At 68.5% G+C, this 16,979-nt stretch carries 12 protein-coding genes and 1 pseudogene; 7 read left to right on the plus strand and 6 right to left on the minus strand.

The features are described 5' to 3' along the window. Window positions 1-1,485: 1,485 nt before the first annotated feature. From AB0I35_RS02095 to trmB, 3 genes and pseudogenes are all read right to left on the minus strand, one after another. Window positions 1,486-4,359 (minus strand): annotated as a pseudogene (locus tag AB0I35_RS02095) (MMPL family transporter); the annotation flags it as partial. After that, the gene (locus AB0I35_RS02100) at window positions 4,360-5,082 is read right to left on the minus strand and encodes an NYN domain-containing protein (protein WP_067497765.1); all 723 of its coding nucleotides are present in this window, start codon (window positions 5,080-5,082) and stop codon (window positions 4,360-4,362) included. Continuing rightward, entirely contained in the window at window positions 5,079-5,822 is a 744-nt protein-coding gene (trmB, locus tag AB0I35_RS02105; protein WP_357394147.1) for a tRNA (guanosine(46)-N7)-methyltransferase TrmB, read from the minus strand. Before trmB ends, AB0I35_RS02100 begins: the two co-directional genes overlap by 4 nt. Window positions 5,823-6,008: 186 nt before the next feature. Here trmB and AB0I35_RS02110 point away from each other — a divergent pair, with 186 nt between their 5' ends. The 3 genes from AB0I35_RS02110 to AB0I35_RS02120 all read left to right on the plus strand — a co-directional run bounded on the left by AB0I35_RS02110 (window position 6,009) and on the right by AB0I35_RS02120 (window position 10,604). After that, window positions 6,009-7,103: a hypothetical protein gene (locus tag AB0I35_RS02110; RefSeq protein WP_357393535.1), complete on the plus strand. Its 1,095-nt coding sequence runs from the start codon at window positions 6,009-6,011 to the stop codon at window positions 7,101-7,103. Continuing rightward, on the plus strand, window positions 7,090-8,535 hold the full coding sequence (locus AB0I35_RS02115; RefSeq protein WP_357393536.1) for a hypothetical protein: 1,446 nt from the start codon (window positions 7,090-7,092) through the stop codon (window positions 8,533-8,535). The genes AB0I35_RS02110 and AB0I35_RS02115 overlap by 14 nt, the downstream gene beginning before the upstream one ends. Before the next feature lie 239 nt (window positions 8,536-8,774). Continuing rightward, the gene (locus AB0I35_RS02120; RefSeq protein ID WP_067497193.1) at window positions 8,775-10,604 is read left to right on the plus strand and encodes a phosphoenolpyruvate carboxykinase (GTP); all 1,830 of its coding nucleotides are present in this window, start codon (window positions 8,775-8,777) and stop codon (window positions 10,602-10,604) included. 52 nt (window positions 10,605-10,656) lie between these two features. On the opposite strand, the gene AB0I35_RS02125 is transcribed toward AB0I35_RS02120, so the two are convergent. Next, window positions 10,657-11,403 carry an HD domain-containing protein gene (locus AB0I35_RS02125; RefSeq protein ID WP_357393538.1) on the minus strand — a complete coding sequence of 249 codons (747 nt, stop codon included), beginning with the start codon at window positions 11,401-11,403 and terminating at the stop codon, window positions 10,657-10,659. 103 nt (window positions 11,404-11,506) lie between these two features. Here AB0I35_RS02125 and AB0I35_RS02130 point away from each other — a divergent pair, with 103 nt between their 5' ends. Together AB0I35_RS02130 and AB0I35_RS02135 are read left to right on the plus strand one after the other, a co-directional pair. Then, window positions 11,507-12,457: a helix-turn-helix domain-containing protein gene (locus AB0I35_RS02130; RefSeq protein ID WP_357393539.1), complete on the plus strand. Its 951-nt coding sequence runs from the start codon at window positions 11,507-11,509 to the stop codon at window positions 12,455-12,457. Window positions 12,458-12,658: 201 nt separating this feature from the next. Further along, complete coding sequence (locus tag AB0I35_RS02135; RefSeq protein WP_357150668.1) at window positions 12,659-12,838, plus strand: hypothetical protein; 180 nt, start codon at window positions 12,659-12,661, stop codon at window positions 12,836-12,838. Here the strand turns inward: AB0I35_RS02135 and AB0I35_RS02140 are convergent. After that, a complete protein-coding gene (locus AB0I35_RS02140) occupies window positions 12,835-14,280 on the minus strand; it encodes an aldehyde dehydrogenase (RefSeq protein ID WP_357393541.1) in 1,446 nt (481 codons plus the stop codon). The genes AB0I35_RS02135 and AB0I35_RS02140 overlap by 4 nt on opposite strands. A 298-nt stretch (window positions 14,281-14,578) precedes the next feature. Here AB0I35_RS02140 and AB0I35_RS02145 point away from each other — a divergent pair, with 298 nt between their 5' ends. Then, window positions 14,579-14,788: a hypothetical protein gene (locus AB0I35_RS02145; RefSeq protein ID WP_357393543.1), complete on the plus strand. Its 210-nt coding sequence runs from the start codon at window positions 14,579-14,581 to the stop codon at window positions 14,786-14,788. Between the two features lies 1 nt (window position 14,789). Here AB0I35_RS02145 and AB0I35_RS02150 read toward each other — a convergent pair whose 3' ends face one another. Continuing rightward, window positions 14,790-15,581 carry a class I SAM-dependent methyltransferase gene (locus AB0I35_RS02150; protein WP_357393545.1) on the minus strand — a complete coding sequence of 264 codons (792 nt, stop codon included), beginning with the start codon at window positions 15,579-15,581 and terminating at the stop codon, window positions 14,790-14,792. A 139-nt stretch (window positions 15,582-15,720) separates the two neighbouring features. Between AB0I35_RS02150 and AB0I35_RS02155 the strand changes: the two genes are divergently transcribed. Beyond that, complete coding sequence (locus AB0I35_RS02155; protein ID WP_357393547.1) at window positions 15,721-16,893, plus strand: glycosyltransferase family 4 protein; 1,173 nt, start codon at window positions 15,721-15,723, stop codon at window positions 16,891-16,893. The last annotated feature ends 86 nt before the right edge of the window (window positions 16,894-16,979 follow it).

The raw sequence follows: 16,979 nt of genomic DNA on the forward strand, positions 1-16,979 counted from the left end.
GCGACGGCGGAGGAGTTCGTTGACGCTCACCGTGCGGCCGTCGCCGTGGTGGCGGCCCTCGTCGACCGGAGTGCTGCCGCGACGGGAGGAACGCAGTTGCGCCATCCAGTTCTCGATCTCCGTGCGGGTGTCCGCCTGGGGGTCGTCCTCAGGAGTTGCCGTCGAGCCGTTTTCCGGGACGGCCTCGCCGCTCGCGTCCCCGGTGGACGGTGAAGACGGCTCTGCCGCATCGGAATTCGGGATCGGCGTGAATCCGGGCGGTGCTTGCCATCCGCCTGCCGTCCGCGGGCTTTCGCCGGTCGCGTGACCACCGGTGGCGCCCTGATCGCCCACCTCGTCGGCTGCGGTGAAGGGGGCGGTTTCGGGATCGCCGTCCGCGCGGGATTCCGGCTCGGCCGGACGGGATTCCGGCGACATGGGCTCCGGCGCAGACACCGGAGTGAATCCGGGCGGTGCGACCTGAGGACGCAGAACGTTCGGCGTGCGACTCGTATCCGATTGTGCGGCAGCCTGTTCCCGCGCGGCAGGGTCCTGCGGCGTACGGCTCTCGGTCGATTGCGCGTTGTCCGGGGAACCTATTTGCGCCGACCGTCGCGCAGTGTCGATCGACGCCCACATCGACGACGCACCGGCCGACATCGGCGGCTCCGCTGCCTCGGCGGTCTGCGCATCACCGGGGACGCCGTCGGTCCACGGAAGTTGCTGTGGGTCGACGGGAACCGGAGTGCCGAAGACGTTCTGGGCAGCCGGGGTCTGCGGTTGCGCGTCGCGCTCCTCGGGCGCGGGGCGGCGCATCGGAAGGTCCGGGAATTCCGGGAGATCGGACGCCGGCTCGGCGGCCTGCTGCGCATCCGCGCGGTGAGCACCGGGTGTCGCGGTCAGATCGGGCTGGGGCGGAACGAAAGCCTGCGGACGTGAGTCCGGTTCGCGCGCGGCATCATCCGTAGCGGGGCGGCTGATCCGGTCGGCGGCGGGTGCCTGTGGGCCCGATGCATCCTCGGAGGGGCGAACCGCCTCGTCCTCGCCGGTTCGCGGAAGCGGTGTGAACCCGTTGAAGGTTCCACCCGCCGGGAAGTCGGAAGGACGCGGCACCGGACGCGGTGTCGGTGGGTGCACGATGCTGGGCGGTGGCGTCACCGGAGGCGGCGTGTTCACGATGCCCGACGGCGGTGTCACGGGAGGTGGCGTGTTCACGATGCTCGGCGACGGCGTCACCGGGCGCGGCGTATCGGTGCTCGGCCGAGCGGGAGCGACGATGCTCGGACGGGATTCGGCTGTGTCCCTGGGGAATTCACCACCGACAGGCGTGCCGGGCGTCGAGATACGAGGCGTCGTCGGACTGTATCCCGCAGGCGGCTTGACCCGCTCCGAACCGCGCGGCGCGGCCTCGCTGCCCCGGGAATCGGGCAGGTCGAGACCGCCGATCACACCATCGACCGGGGATGCCACATCGGCCGGTCCGGAACCGCCGATCACACCGTCGACACCGAATTCCGCACGGCCCGAATGGTTCCCCGCGGTTGGATCGACGGGTGTCGAGCTCGGGTACCGCTGATCGTCTCCGGCTGCCGAGCCGGGAGCAGGGGTTTCGGAACCTGCGCCGAAAACCTGGTGGTCGGAACGGTTTCCCACCACCGGATCCCCAGGCGCGACCGCACCATGATCCGGCCGGATCGCAGTCGAATTCCCGGAAGCGCCTGTTTCCCCACGTCCCGATCGGAACGCGGTCGGCTCCTCGGGAGTGGCCGTATCCCCACGGTTCGATCCGCCTTCGGACGACCCCGTCGGCATGCCGGAATCCCCACGGCCAGGGCGATTTTCGCTGCCCGGCTCAGGAGCAGGCGAATCCGGTTGCACAGCAGGCAGCATCTGCGTCGGCTCGTCGTCGGCGCCGACCGGCTTCGCCGAACCGGGCTGCACAACCGGCAACACCCGCGTCGGCTCACCCGACAGCATCGACGCGCGCGGCCGCGTGGGATCCGGCGACATCGGCTTGCGCGGCCGGGCCGGTTCGGCGGACTCGGTGATCTTGTCGATGCGCTGAGTCGGCGCTTCGGCCTCGATCTCGGCCACCGTGCGCGGACGACGCGGTGTCTTGGCCAGTTTGGCGTCGGGGACCGAGACCATCTGCATGGTCGGCGGGTCGGTGATCGGGGTGGTTTTCACCAGGTCGACGACGGTGCCCTTCTGCGGGCGTTCGTCATCGAGGATGGGTTCGCCCAGGCCGATCTTCTCCTGAATCCGCTTCATCCACTTCGGCGCCCACCAGCAGTCGTCGCCGAGCAGTTTCATGATCGCGGGGACGAGCAGCATGCGTAGAACGGTGGCGTCGAGGAACAGCGCGGCGATCATTCCGTAGGCGATGTACTGCATCATCACCATGTCGGAGAAGGCGAACGCGCCGGTCACCACGAGGAGAATCAGCGCGGCGGCGGTGATGATCCGACCGGTTTGCGCGGTTCCGATCCGCACGGCCTCCGTGGTGGATGCCCCCTGCGCACGTGCCTCGACCATGCGCGACAGCAGGAAGACCTCGTAGTCGGTCGACAGGCCGTAGATGATCGCGATGATCAGCATCAAGACCGGCGCGCTGATCGGCTGTGGCGTGAAGTTCAGCAGGCCTGCGCCGTGACCGTCGACAAATATCCAGGTCAGGATGCCGAGCGTTGATCCGAGACCGAGCGCGCTCATCAAGGCGGCCTTCAACGGCAGCACCAGCGAGCCGAACGTCAGGAACATCAGTACGGTCGTGGCGACCAGCACGAGCAAGATCATCCACGGCATCAAATCCAGCAGTGTGTCGATGCTGTCGGCCATCAGCGCGGGCTGACCCGTGACATACATCGTGACGCCGTCCGGCACCTCGATCGCGCGGATGTAGTCGATCGTCTGCTCGGCGCTACCCGTGGGATCCACGAGAGTGGCGGAGGTGCGGAAAACCGTTGCGTCAGTGGGCGATTTGACCGGGACCTCGAACGGGCCGACCAGTCCGGGCGCTTGGTTGGCTTCCTTCCACACCTTGCCGATCGCGGTGGTGTTGTCCGAGACGAAGACCAGCTGAATGGGATCGGTCTTCTTCTGCGGGAAGACCTCGTAGAAGTGCTCGAGCGCGACACGGGTCGAGTTGTCCGGTGGAAGGTACTTCTCGTTGATGCCGCCGAATGCCAGGTCTTTGACCGGGATGATCAGCAGCAGCAGGCCGACGGTGATCGGAATGGCGATCTTGAGCGGGTGCCGCATGACCCAGCGGGTCGTGTTGCCCCAGAAACCGTTCTCGATCTGGTCGGCGGTCTTGGTCTTGCGGAATCGCTTGAGCCCGAGCATGTCCACGCGAGGACCGAGAATGCCGAGCATCGCGGGCAGGATCGTGATCGCGGTGAGCGCGGCCAGCGAGACAGCGGCGATCGTGCCGTACGCGACCGACCGCAGGAAGCCCTGCGGGAAGATCAGGATGCCGCCCAGGCTGGCGATGATCATGGTCGCGGAGAAGACAACGGTTCGACCGGCGGTCATCACCGATCTTCGGACGGCGGCGGCCGTGTCGTATCCCTCGGCCAGCTCTTCTCGGAACCGGCTGACTATGAAGAGTCCGTAGTCGATCGCCAGACCGAGGCCGATCATCGATACGACGCCACCGACGAAGATGTTGACCTCGGTGAAGTTGGTCAACCCCATGACGAGGCCGTTCGCGCCGATGATCGTCAGACCACCGATGATCAGGGGCAGGGCGGCGGCGACGATGCCGCCGAAGACGAAGAACAGCAGCACCGCCACCGCCGGAAAGGCCAGCAGCTCCATGCGTTTGGAGTCGTGGTCGAGAGTGTCGGTCAGGGTTACGCCTAGTGGCTGCAAACCCGAGACCTCGACATCGACGCCGGGGATGTCGAAGGCACCCTGAACAGCGCGATAGTTGGCCATGACGGTGGTGTCGTTGTCACCGATGATGGCTATCGAGGCGAATGCGTGCTTCTTGTCCTTGGACCCGAATGCCGACGGCACCGCGGGCGCATCGCCCACCTTCCAATAGGTGCCGTTGATCTTGTCGATGTGGTCGGGGTGATCGGCGACAGCCTTGCTGAGGCTGTCGACGGCCTTCTGCCGGAACTCCGGGTCGTCGATCGTTTTGCCCTCGGGGGCGTTGTACATGACGATGACATCCGCCATGTGGTCGCGGCCGAAGGACTGGTCGGCGATCTCCGCGCCTTGCACCGACTCCGAGCCGGGGTCGAACCAGCCGCTCTGCGTCAGACGCGGGCCGAGGCCCATGCCGTAGGCGCCGAGCGCCAACAACGCGGCCCCGACCACCGCGATGACGGCGAATCGGAACCGATAGACCAGATCGCCCCAGCGGGTGAACACTTAAGCGACTCCTTGACCAGGGCGAGATGTGAGTAGCGCAGAAAGCGGCCGGAAGGGCTGCAACCATGCGCCCTCGTCGGGCAGCGAATCGAGGCTCACCCGCGGTAGCGGTTCCCGGAACACTCCCGGGATGTCCTCGAGGTCGACGAACTCGAGAGTATCGGAAGTGACAGCCCAACTCGCGTGCTCACGGAATCCGAGTACCTGAGCTGGGGTTCCCTTGGCGGCGATGGCTTCCAGTGGTTCCCGGAAGGCTTGACCGTCGGCGGAGGCGACCATGATTCCGGCCAGTCCGCCGTGGCGGGCCCGCATGGCGATGTGGGCGAGCATGTCGGCGTCGACGTCGGAGTCCTCGTCGATCTTCGGCTTGGCGAAGACCGCGAAACCCACGTTGCGTAAGGCCTCGACCCAGGGGCGGACCACGTCGGCGGTGCCGGGGGCGATATTGGTGAAGACGGTTGCTTCGGCTTCGATGCGGGTTTTGGAACCCACCGACAGCTCGGCGGTCCTGGCGAGCAGCCAGCGGCCGAGCGCGTCGAAGCGGGGACGATAAGCGGCCGTGGGACGTCCACCGAGGATGGCGCCGAGTCCCATGTCGAGGTTCGGCGCGTCCCAGACGAGCAGCACGCGCCGGACATCGGGCCCGGAACCGCTCAACGCCTCGGCGCCGGCACCTGACTGGTCGAGTTCCGGCATCTCGGGGGCGATCTCACTCACGCTCATCTCTCGATCTTCCCCCATATGAACTCGTTGATGACGCTTCCGGCACGCAGGCCTTTGCCCTCGAACTTGGTGACCGGCCGGTCGAACCCGATCGGCGCGGTGTCGCGGTTGGCCGCGCTGTCGCCACCTGTGGTGTCGTTCAGGCCGGTGAGCAGCGGTTCCTGTGAGCCTACTTCGAGAATGTGTTCGGCGTAGTCGGCGTGGTCGGTCGCCACGTGCAGCACACCGCCGGGCCTCAGTCTGCTCGCGATCAGCGCGAAGGTCGGCGCCTGCAGCAGGCGGCGCTTGTGGTGGCGGGCCTTGGGCCACGGGTCGGGGAAGAACACGCGCACACCGGTCAGCGACTCCGGGGCAACCATGTTCTCCAGCACGTCGACGGCGTCACCGCGCAGCAGCCGGATATTGCCGATCTCCTCGCGTTCCACCTGCTGCACCAGCTGGGCCAGGCCCGGTTTGTAGACCTCGATGCCGATGAGGTTCAGATGCGGCTCGGCCTTGGCCATGGCGGCCGTGGCGGTACCGGTTCCGCAACCGATCTCGATGACCAGCGGGGCGCTGCGCCCGAACCAGGCGTCGGCGTCGATGGGCTCGTTGGACACGTCCCGGCCGATCACCGGCCAGGTGCGTTCCCAGGAGGCCTGCTGGTTGGGCGTCAATGCCCCTCGCCGCGAGCGGAAGCTCGTCACGCGGGGGTAGAGCCGGGAGCCGGTGGTCGAGCGGCGGCCCGCTTCGTTCGGCATCTCCGAGAGCTTCAGGTGCTCCGGGGCAGTGGACGGCGGCCCGGGAACCGACTCGACAGGGTGGTTGGCGGCGTCGTTCACGTCGTCCATTGTCCAGCATGCGCCGAGTTACGTCGCAGCCGCCTCACGCCGGATCTGACAGAATGCCCTCCGAAAAGGGGGTGCGCGCAAATGCCGACAGGGACCATGACCGCACAGACACGGCCATCCGACCAGCTCGATCAGCTGATCTCGGACCTCGGCGCAGGTGGGGGAACCGACCCGGTGATCGCCGAGCGGCTCGTGGAGGCAGTGCACCGCAGACGCAGGCCGTTGCGGATCCAGGTTGCGGGGCGTGCGCTCAGCGGACGGACCACCGTCCTCGCGGCGCTGGCACTGCTGTCCGCGCAGGAGACCGACCCGGTCGACCAGCCCGAGCTGCCCGACCCCGTGCTCGACGGCGATCTGGTGGTGTATGTGCTGGCCGGCGCGCCGCAGGCGGCCGATCTGCGGGTACTGGAAACGCTGCCGAGGGACCGCGGCATCGTGGTGTTGAACAAGGCCGACGCGATGGGTTCGCGCTGGGGTGACGCCGTGGCCGCCGCCGAACGGTTCGCCCGTGAGCTGCGACTGCCGGTGGTTCCGGTGGTCGCCTCGCTGGCGGCGCGCACCCGGGCGGGCAGCGTCGACGCGGCCGACCTGAGCGACCTGCGCAGGCTCGCGGTCGGCCCGGACGTGCCGTCGGTGCTGGCCGCCGACCTGTTCATCGGTGCCGGTTCCGATCAGGACGCCCGCAGGCGCCTCATCGAGAACTGGGACCTCTACGGCGTGGACTGCGCGCTCACCGCGCTGCGCGCCGACCCGGATCTCACCTCCGCCGCGCTGATCCAGATCCTGCACTCCGCAGGCGGCATCGACCCGCTGCACCGGCTGGTCCACCGCCGATACGAGCAGGTCGAAGCCGTGCGCGGGGGCGAACTGCTCGACGAGCTGGTCCGGCTGGCCGCACGCGCCGTCCCCGGTGACGGCGGTCGCGCCCGCGCGCTGATCGAGCAGTACCTGGCCGGTGACGAGGCCTTGTGGATCGGTCTGTGCGCCGGGCTGGCCTGCCCGCAGGTCGCCCACCTGGCCGCCGGATACCCCTCGCCCGCACCCGACGACGCCGACGAGGCGCTCTCGCGCGCCACCCGCTGGCGGGCGGTGGTGTCGAGCGACATGCCACCCGCCGCCCGCCGCGCCGCGCTGCGCGTGCACAACGGGTACATCAGAGCCTGGGAGCGGATGAGCAGTGCCGGACTCTGACGAGACCGCACTGCCCGCCGACGTCGACGCCGTCATCGAACGATGGAACCCGCAGGGTAAGGCGCTGCTGCGGGCGATGGCCGGTTCCGGCGCCGCCGCGAGCGTGCTGTTCTACGCCCCCGACGACGCCAACACCACCCTGCTGCGCACCGAGCTCGCCCGCTTCGAACCGCGCATCGACCTGATCGACCCGGCCACCCCGACCACCGAACCCGCCCCGGCCCTGATCCTGTTCGACGCGGGCAGCGTGATCGGTGCCGACCTGCTCGCCCTCATCGACCGCCTGCGCGGCGCGGGCGCCCCGATCCTGCTCGCCATGAACGGCTTCCACGCCTATCAGGACTGGCGTGCGATGCGCGAGCGCAGCCTCGCCCTGCTCGCCGCCCGCGGCAGCGACGACCTCGACGTTCTCGCCGTCTCGGCCCGGCTGGCCGCCGCTGCCCGCGCCGCCGACGACTCCGCCCTGCTCGACCGTTCCGGTCTCGGTGCCCTGCACGCCGCCCTCGCCGCGGCCACCGCGCAGACCCCGGTCGACGGCGCCCGACGCCGTGCCGCCGTGCTCGCCCGGGTGCTCGCCGACACCAGGGCCCGCATCGCCGAACAGATCACCGCACTGCGCGCGGGCACCGAGACCGCGCGCATCCGGGAGGAGCGGGTCGCTCTGCTCGCCGAGCGCGACGGCGGCCGTCAGACCGGTCTCGCGGCGGTGCGCAGCCAGGTGCAGCTGGCCCGCGTCGACCTGTCGACCGAGGTGGGGGCCATGGTCCGGGCCCTGCACATGCGCTCCCGTGCCGAGCTCGACCGCTGCGACCGCACCGAACTGCGCGCCTACCCCGAGCGCTTGCAGCAGGCCGCCGGTGAGCTGTCGGCCGCGGTCGACGCCGCCATCGACGAGCGCGTACTCGAGACCGCGCGGCGCGTCGGCACCGCCGCACCCGCCCAGCGCCGCTACGACGCGGCGCCCAGAGTGGGTCCGGAACCCACGCCGAGGCACCGTGGTGTCGAAGATCACCTGGTGATCGCGCTCGGCGCGTCGGCCGGTGTCGGTCTAGGCCGGTTGATCGTCGCGCCGCTGTCGCTGGTGCCGACGCTCGACGTGGCGAGCGTGCCGGTGGCGTTGCTGCTCGGCGCCGGTGCGGCGGCATGGGTGGTGCGTGCGCGCGGGCAACTGGCCGAACGCAGTCACATGTCACAGTGGGTGTCGGAGGCGCTGGTGAATGTGAAAGCCCAGCTCGAGCAGCGTGTCGCGGCCGTTCTGGTGGACGTGGAGGCGGAGCTGGCCGAACATGTCGTCCGCGAATCCACGGCCCGCGCGGTGGCTGTGGACCGGCGCATCGCCGAGCTCGACACGCTCGTCCGGCGCCTCGCCGCGGAGCGGCCCGCACAACTTTCCGCCTGCGAACGCGATATCGCGACACTCGACCAGGTGTGACGAGAACGATTGGTCCACCCGCCGATGGGTACTAGGTTGGGCGAACCCGATTCCTTATCGATCGTCAGATCGCGTTAACCTTTAAGCAGGAACCTGGGCGTCCTGCTCCGTGCCAGTCGATGCGCGGCTCCGTCCGTGTGCGGCCCTGTACGCCGTCCATTGGGGTTGTGCGGTGGCTGGTTCGCTGCCGGACGTCTTCCCGCCACGGTGGCGCCCCCGCCCATCTCAGGAGAGTTTTCATGACCTCAGCGACCATTCCTGGTCTTCGTGGATCCGACGGCACCGCGCCGACCGAGCACAGTGAACTGCTCGCCTGGGTACAGGAAGTCGCAGAGCTCACTCAGCCTGACCGCGTTGTCTGGGCCGACGGCTCCGACGCGGAATGGGATCGCCTGACCACGCAGCTGGTCGAAGCGGGCACGTTCAAGAAGCTCGACGAGAAGAAGAAACCGAACTCCTTCCTCGCCCTGTCCGACCCCTCCGATGTGGCTCGCGTGGAATCGCGCACCTACATCTGCTCCAAGACCGAGGCCGACGCGGGCCCGACCAACAACTGGGTCGACCCCGCCGAGATGCGCGCCACCATGACCGAGCTGTACCGCGGCTCGATGAAGGGCCGCACCATGTACGTGGTGCCGTTCTGCATGGGCCCGCTCGGCGCCGAGGACCCCAAGCTGGGCGTGGAGATCACCGACTCCGAGTACGTGGTCGTCTCGATGCGCGTGATGACCCGCATGGGCCAGGCGGCGCTGGACAAGCTCGGCACCGATCGTCCGTTCGTGAAGGCGCTGCATTCCGTCGGCGCTCCGCTGGCCGAGGGCCAGGCCGACGTGCCGTGGCCGTGCAGCGACACCAAGTACATCACCCACTTCCCCGAGGACCGCGAGATCTGGTCCTACGGCTCGGGCTACGGCGGCAACGCGCTGCTCGGCAAGAAGTGCTACTCGCTGCGTATCGCCTCGGCGATGGCCCACGACGAGGGCTGGCTGGCCGAGCACATGCTGATCCTCAAGCTGATCTCGCCCGAGAACAAGGCCTACTACATCGCCGCCGCGTTCCCCAGCGCCTGCGGTAAGACCAACCTGGCGATGATCCAGCCGACCATCCCCGGCTGGCGCGCGGAGACCCTCGGCGACGACATCGCCTGGATGCGTTTCGGCAAGGACGGCCGCCTCTACGCGGTGAACCCGGAGTTCGGTTTCTTCGGCGTGGCGCCGGGCACCAACCACAGCTCCAACCCCAACGCGATGGCCACCATCGATGCGGGCAACACCGTCTACACCAACGTCGCCCAGACCGACGACAACGATGTGTGGTGGGAGGGCCTGGAAGGCGACCCGCAGCACCTCATCGACTGGAAGGGCAACGACTGGACCCCCGAGTCCGGCACGCACGCCGCGCACCCGAACTCGCGCTACTGCACCCCGATGTCGCAGTGCCCGATCCTGGCCCCCGAGTGGGACGACCCGCAGGGCGTGCCGATCTCGGCGATCCTGTTCGGTGGTCGCCGTAAGACCACCGTCCCGCTGGTGACCGAGTCGTTCGGCTGGGAGCACGGCGTGTTCATGGGCGCGACCATGGGCTCGGAGCAGACCGCCGCCGCCGAGGGCCAGGTCGGCACCGTCCGCCGCGACCCGATGGCGATGCTGCCGTTCCTCGGCTACCACGTGGGCGACTACCTCGACCACTGGATCGAACTGGGCAAGAACGCCGACTCCACCAAGCTGCCGAAGATCTTCTACGTCAACTGGTTCCGTCGTGGTGCCGACGGCCGCTTCCTGTGGCCCGGATTCGGTGAGAACTCCCGCGTGCTGGAGTGGATCGTCGGCCGCATCGAGGGTTCGACCGGCGCGTCGTCCACCCCCGTCGGTCACGTCCCCACGGCCGCCGACCTCGACCTGGACGGCCTCGATGTCGACCCGGCCGATGTCGACGAGGCCCTCGCGGTGAACGCCGACGAGTGGCGCCAGGAGATCCCGTCGATCGAGGAATGGTTCGAGTTCATCGGCGACCGGCTCCCCTCGGGCGTCCGCGACGAGTTCGAGGCGCTCAAGCAGCGCCTCGGCTGATCCCCCGAACAACGACCGCCCGCACCGGGTTTCCGGTGCGGGCGGTTTCGTGCTATTCGGGGAAGGGCGCGAACTTGATGAACTGGGTGAATCCGGTCGACATGAGCCAGGCCACCCGCCCTTCGGGGACCGCGGCGGCTTCGGCGGCGAACAACGCGGTCAGGTGCTTCTTCAGCTGGTGGCGCGGGTGCCGGGTGAGCAGTTCGCCGACCCACCGGGGATCGAGGTCGGCCAGCCGATCGCCGAGCACGTCCACCGACGCGCCCGCGGACACGAAACCGCCCGGGTCGCCGAGGTTCGCCGCGATGCCGGGGGTGAGATGGGCGGCGATGGCCGCACCGATGGTCGCGGCCCGTTCGGCGGAGGCACCGTGCCGCCGGGCGAGGCCGACCGCGCTCTCCCCGCCGACCACCGCGAAACACCTGCCAGGCGTGGGCTTTTCGAGGGCGATGTCGTGCAACAGGCAGGAGACGTAGGCGATTTCGTCGTCGTACTCGGCGCCGTCGAGGTCGGCGAGAGCGCGACCGAAGAAGTAGGTGCGGAACGAATGCGCCAGCAGTGCGCCCGAAAGCTCCTCGCGCGCATGTAGTTCCGCCTCTCTGGCCAGCCGGGTGTCCGGGAGCCGCACGTCCTCGACGCGTCCGGTGCCGCGCCGACCGAGTGCCAAGCGCAGCCATCCCGGCGCGAATCTCGGTACGGTGCGCCCGAGTACCGCCAACAGCCGACGGCGCTGCGCCGCGGTGAGGTTCCCGCCGGTGCGCTGTGCCCAGGTCCAATCGAGGCCTGCCGGATTCGTCATCAGATCTCCCTTGTCGTGCCTGCGTCAAGCAAAGCCGGAGCGGGGCGGGGAGAACGAGTGGCAGGCATGCCAGCAGTGCCCGGATTCGTGCCAAACTCGGGGAGTGATCTCGGTGGCCGCACTCGCCCTGGACGGCGTGATGACCTACGACCTCGCGTGCGTGGTCCAGATCTTCCGCCACGGACCGGGCCGGACCGGCGAGCCCGCCGGCTTCGACATGCGAACCTGCGGTGTGCGGCCCGGCCCGGTGTGGACACCGAACGGCTTCGAGCTGCGGGTGGAGCACGGTGTCGAGCTGCTCGCCGACGCCGATCTGATCGTGGTCCCCGGCATCGGCCTCCCGACCCTGCCCACCCCACCCCCGGCGCTCGACGCCCTGCGTGCGGCCGCCGCCCGGGGCGCAACCATCGCCAGTATCTGTATCGGCGCCTTCGTCCTCGCCGAGGCCGGGCTGCTCGACGGCCGCCCGGCCACCACCCACTGGGGTTACTGCGACGAATTCGCCCAGCTCTACCCGGCCGTGAAACTCGACCCCACCGCCCTCTACGTCGACGACGGTGACATCCTGACCTCGGCGGGCCTGTCCGCCGGATTGGATCTGTGCCTGCACATCGTGCGCCGCGAACTCGGTGCCGCGGCCGCCGCCGACCTCGCCCGCTGGAACGTGGTGCCGCCGCACCGCGAAGGTGGTCAGGCGCAGTACATTCCGCGGCCGATGGCTCGCGTCGCGGCGCACGGTGGCATGGCGGCCACGCTCGATTGGGCAGCGGCCAATCCCGTGGACGCCGTTGATGTCTCAGCGCTTGCCGCGCACGCGTTGATGAGCGAGCGGACTTTCATCCGCCGCTTCAAGGCCGAGGTCGGCACCACGCCGCGCGCCTGGCTCGACGCGCAACGGCTCGGACGGGCCAGGGAACTGCTCGAGCGAACCACGCTCACCGTGGAGACCGTTGCCCAGCGATCGGGCTTCGGCAGTGTGACGGCCCTGCGCGAACACTTACGTGCGGCCACCGGGCTTACACCGTCCGCATATCGACGCTCATTGCGTCATTGACCCACTTTCCCGACGCGGAGTTTCCTTTCGGGCACAAAATAAGACGATTCCCCCGTGTGAATTTCGGGTACCTATTTCGATGACAGAGAGTCGCTGGGGCAAGGGAATCGCCGTCACCTATATTCCCAGTCAGGTTTCTGTGAACGTCGCACCATCCCCGAGCAAACTCCGTTGAGATCGACGCTGAGAGGTGGTTGACGCATGACCGATCTGGTGACCCGCCCGGAGGACGACACCTGCTCGAGCACGCCACTGCACCGGGTGGCAGGTCGCCTGCAGCGAGTCCTGCCACCCGGATGGCGCGTCGACGTGGTCGACCTGCCCGCCAACGGCGAGGTACGTGCCCAGCCGGTGCTGCGGGTAGTGATGCCGGAGGACTAGCCGGTCCAGCCCATCGGCATCAGCACCGACTTCTGCTCACAGAAGGCGTCCAGGCCCTCGGGCCCGTTCTCGCGGCCGATGCCGGAACTCTTGTACCCACCGAACGGCGCGGTGGGGTCGAAGGCGTACCAGTTGATCGCGTAGGTGCCCGTGCGCACCCGTGCGGCGATCTTCGCGCCGCGTTCGATGTCGGTGGTCCAGACCGAGCCCGCCAGGCCGTACACGGAGTCGTTGGCGATGGCGACGGCCTCGTCCTCGGTGTCGTAGGGAATCACCGACAGCACCGGCCCGAAGATCTCCTCCTGGGCGATGGTGCTGGAGTTGTCCACGTCGGCGAAGATCGTCGGCTCGACGAACCAGCCGCGCTCCACGCCGTCGGGCCTGCCGCCGCCGAGGACCAGCCGCGCGCCCTCGGCCTTGCCCTTGGCGATGTAGCCCTCCACGCGCTCGCGCTGGCGCTCGCTGATCAGTGGGCCGAACTGTACCGACGGGTCGGTGGGGTCACCGGTCTTCAGGGTGCTCACGTGGGCGACGAGCGCGTCGAGGATCTCTTCGTAGCGGCTGCGCGGTGCGAGGATGCGGGTCTGCGCGACACAGCCCTGGCCGCTGTTCATCAGACCGGAGAACGCGAGAACGGGAATGCTCGCCGCCAGATCGACGTCGTCGAGGATGATCGCGGCCGACTTGCCGCCCAATTCGAGGGAAACGGTCTTGAGTTGTTCGCCGGCGAGAGCGGCGAGTTTCCGGCCGACGGCGGTACTTCCGGTGAAGGTCACCTTGTCGACGCCGGGATGACCGGCCAGGTATTCGCTCGCCTCCGCCTCGGCGGGCAGCACCGAGATCACGCCGTCCGGCACGCCTGCCTCGGTGAAGATATCGGCGAGGATATTCGCGCTGAGCGGGGTGAGTGGCGACGGTTTGAGCACGATCGTGCACCCGGCGAGCAATGCGGGCGCGAGTTTGTTCACCGCGAGGAACATCGGAACATTCCACGCGGTAATAGCGGCGACGACACCGCGCGGTTCCCGTGACACACGGGTAGTTCCGAACGGGCCGACCCGAGTCTCGTTCCAGGGGAAGGTCTTAGCGAGCGAGACTAACGCGTCGAGCGCCGCGACGGCGGGAATTTGGTTGAATGTCAAGGCGCCTACCGTTGTTGCGCCCATCTCGGCCGTGAGTGCGGCGAGCAATTCCGGGGAACGCTGCTCGATGAGCCGCGCGGCCTTGCCGAGTACCTCGGCTCGTTCCAGTGGATCCTTCTTCGGCCACGGTCCGCTGTCGAAGGCGTCGCGTGCCGCGGCGACCGCGGCGTCGACGTCGTCCTTCGTTACCGCGGGCACGCTGCCCACGGTCTCCTCGGTGGCCGGTGAGACCACGGGAATGCGGTCACTACCGGCCGGGGTGGTCCACTTGCCGCCGATGAACAGACTGTCGTAGTGCATGAGAACACGTTACAGTTTGGCGGCCGGATTGTCTGCAACACGTTCTACTTTGCCTGGTCGCGGGCACTCTGAAGTGCGCGAATTCCAACCCGTCGGTTCGCTTTTCGGGAAAACGCACTATTGCGTTCTCGTGGTGAAAAGGGGATGCTTTAGCTACTGATCAGCTCGCTCGATTCATCGGACCTTTACAGCGAATTGGGGAGACCGACTCATGGCTGTGCAAGTGATCGGCCGATCGTTGATGACCAGCGACCAGACCGACCATCAAGCGAAGAGTGTGGGCAGTGGAGGATGGGTTGTGTCATTCCTTCCGGGCCGCACACTGACGATCGAGCAGGCAACTGCCGCCATTCAGGCCGCTGAGGCGGTCGCGATGGTCGGCGCGCTCGCCGATCAGGTCGGCCTGACCACGTTGGAGACCGTCGGCCTCGCGATTCAGGAATCCCCGTGGGCCAGTTCGTTACCCGAGCCGGTGCGCCGGACGCGGCGATTGAGCTGGCTGGCCTGAGTCACCGTTTCATCGCCACCACAACGAGATTGCTCACGAGTAGCTCGCGAATCACCGGAATCCGAACCAGCCACCACGCCCAGCGCGGGTGATAACGAGGGAAAACGGTTCGCACGTCCGCCGATGTCGTTGCCGCCCAGCGCAAACCCTCGGCGGCGGTGACAGCGAACAGTGACCTGCCGAATCTGTTCTTGGGTTCACGACCGTGCTTACGGACGTACCTTCGGGCCGCGTACTCGCCGCCGAGGTAATGCCACAGCCCGGTCTCGTGCCCGCCGAACGGCCCGTGCCACACCGTGTACGAGTAGACGACGAGCCCGCCGGGCTTGGTCACGCGGACCATCTCGTCGGCCATCGCCCACGGCTCGGGGACGTGTTCGGCGACGTTGGAGGAGAAGCACACGTCGAAGGCGTTGTCGCGGAAGGGGAGTGCCATGCCCGAGCCGCGCACCGAACCGGCCACCCGCAGGCCGGCGGCATGCATCTCCGACGGGTCGGGTTCCACCGAGATATAGCGCGCACCGCGTGCGGTGAACTCGTCGGCGAAGTAGCCGGGTCCGCCACCGACGTCGAGCACGACGGTTCCGGCGAGATCGTGGCCGGTGATGTCGGCGTAGTAGTCGTCGATCATCTCGGCGCTGTCGGTGGCGATGCCGCCGTAGAACCTGGCCGGGTCGGACTGCTCGAACCGGAAGCTCGTCAGCAGGCGCAGGGAGCGGCGCAGCGTGGCGCGACGGGCGAAGCGGGGGGCTCGGCCCGGCTGGTCGGTTCTCGGCGGGGATGCGGTCGGCACGGCAGGAGTTTAGGGGCTCGGCGGCGGCACATCGCGGCCGTGTGCGTGTTCGGCGGTGATATTGCCGTGTCGCGTGGGCCACACCCGCTAGGGTGGTGGCCGACGTTTGTCCGAAGCCGATCCGATTGCGAGCCCGACCGTGCGTGAAGTCCTCCTGTTGTGCTGGCGTGACACGGGGCACCCACAGGGCGGCGGCAGTGAGCGGTACCTGGAGCAGGTGGGTGCGCAGCTGGCGGCCCGTGGGGTCAAGGTCACCCTGCGTACGGCCGGGTACCCCGGTGCGTCGCGACGCGAGCGGATCGACGGCATCGACATCAGCCGCGCCGGTGGTCGCTTCACCGTGTACCCGCGCGCGCTGGCCGCCATCGTCGCAGGTCGGCTCGGTGTCGGCCCGCTGCGCGGTGTGCGGCCCGACGTGGTGATCGACACCCAGAACGGCATCCCGTTCTTCGCGGCGGTCACCGGTGTGCCGTCGGTGGTGCTCGTGCACCACGGGCATCGTGAGCAGTGGCCGGTCGCCGGGCGGCTGGTCGGGCGGATCGGCTGGTGGATCGAGTCCAAGCTGTCGCCGCGCGTGCACCGCGACAACCAGTACCTCACGGTGTCGCTGCCCTCGGCCGAGGAGCTGTCGGTGCTCGGGGTGGACCGCGAACGCATCGCCGTCGTCCGCAACGGTGCCGAGCCGGTGCCCGCCGAGGTCGTCCCCGGCGGCACGAGCACCCGCGCCACCCACCCACGCATCGCCGTGCTGTCCCGTCTCGTCCCGCACAAGCAGATCGAAGACGCCCTCACCGCCGTCGCCACGCTGCGCGAGCGCTTCCCCGATGTGCACCTGGACGTGATCGGCGACGGCTGGTGGGCGCCGAACCTGCGCGCGTGCGCCGAGGAGCTCGGCATCACCGACGCCGTCACCTTCCACGGCCACGTCGACGAACGCCGCAAGCACGAGATCCTGTCCACCGCGTGGGTGCACGTGATGCCCTCCCGTAAGGAGGGCTGGGGCCTGGCCGTCATCGAAGCCGCCCAGCACGGTGTACCCACCATCGGCTACCGCAGCTCCCGGGGTCTGACCGACTCCATTGTCGACGGCGTCACCGGCCTGCTCGTAGACGACGCCCCCGCCCTGGCCCGAGCCGCCGCCGACCTCCTCGCCGACCCGGAAACCCGCTCCATGATGGGCGAAAAGGCCCGCGCCCGCGCCCACGAATTCTCCTGGGAACAAACAGGTTCCGGCGTCTACGAAGTCCTCGCCGCAGCGGCCCGAGGCGACTACACCACCGGCCTCGTCGCCCCCTCGGCGATCAGTCGCTGAACACGTCGTCGACAGTCTGCGCCCCGATCTCCCGCGGTGACCATAGCGAGCGAACTAGATCGTCACTCGAATGTGGCCATCTTGAC

This window comes from Nocardia sp. NPDC050378, from assembly GCF_040655675.1.
In the GTDB taxonomy this organism is placed as follows: Bacteria; Actinomycetota; Actinomycetes; order Mycobacteriales; family Mycobacteriaceae; genus Nocardia; species Nocardia coubleae.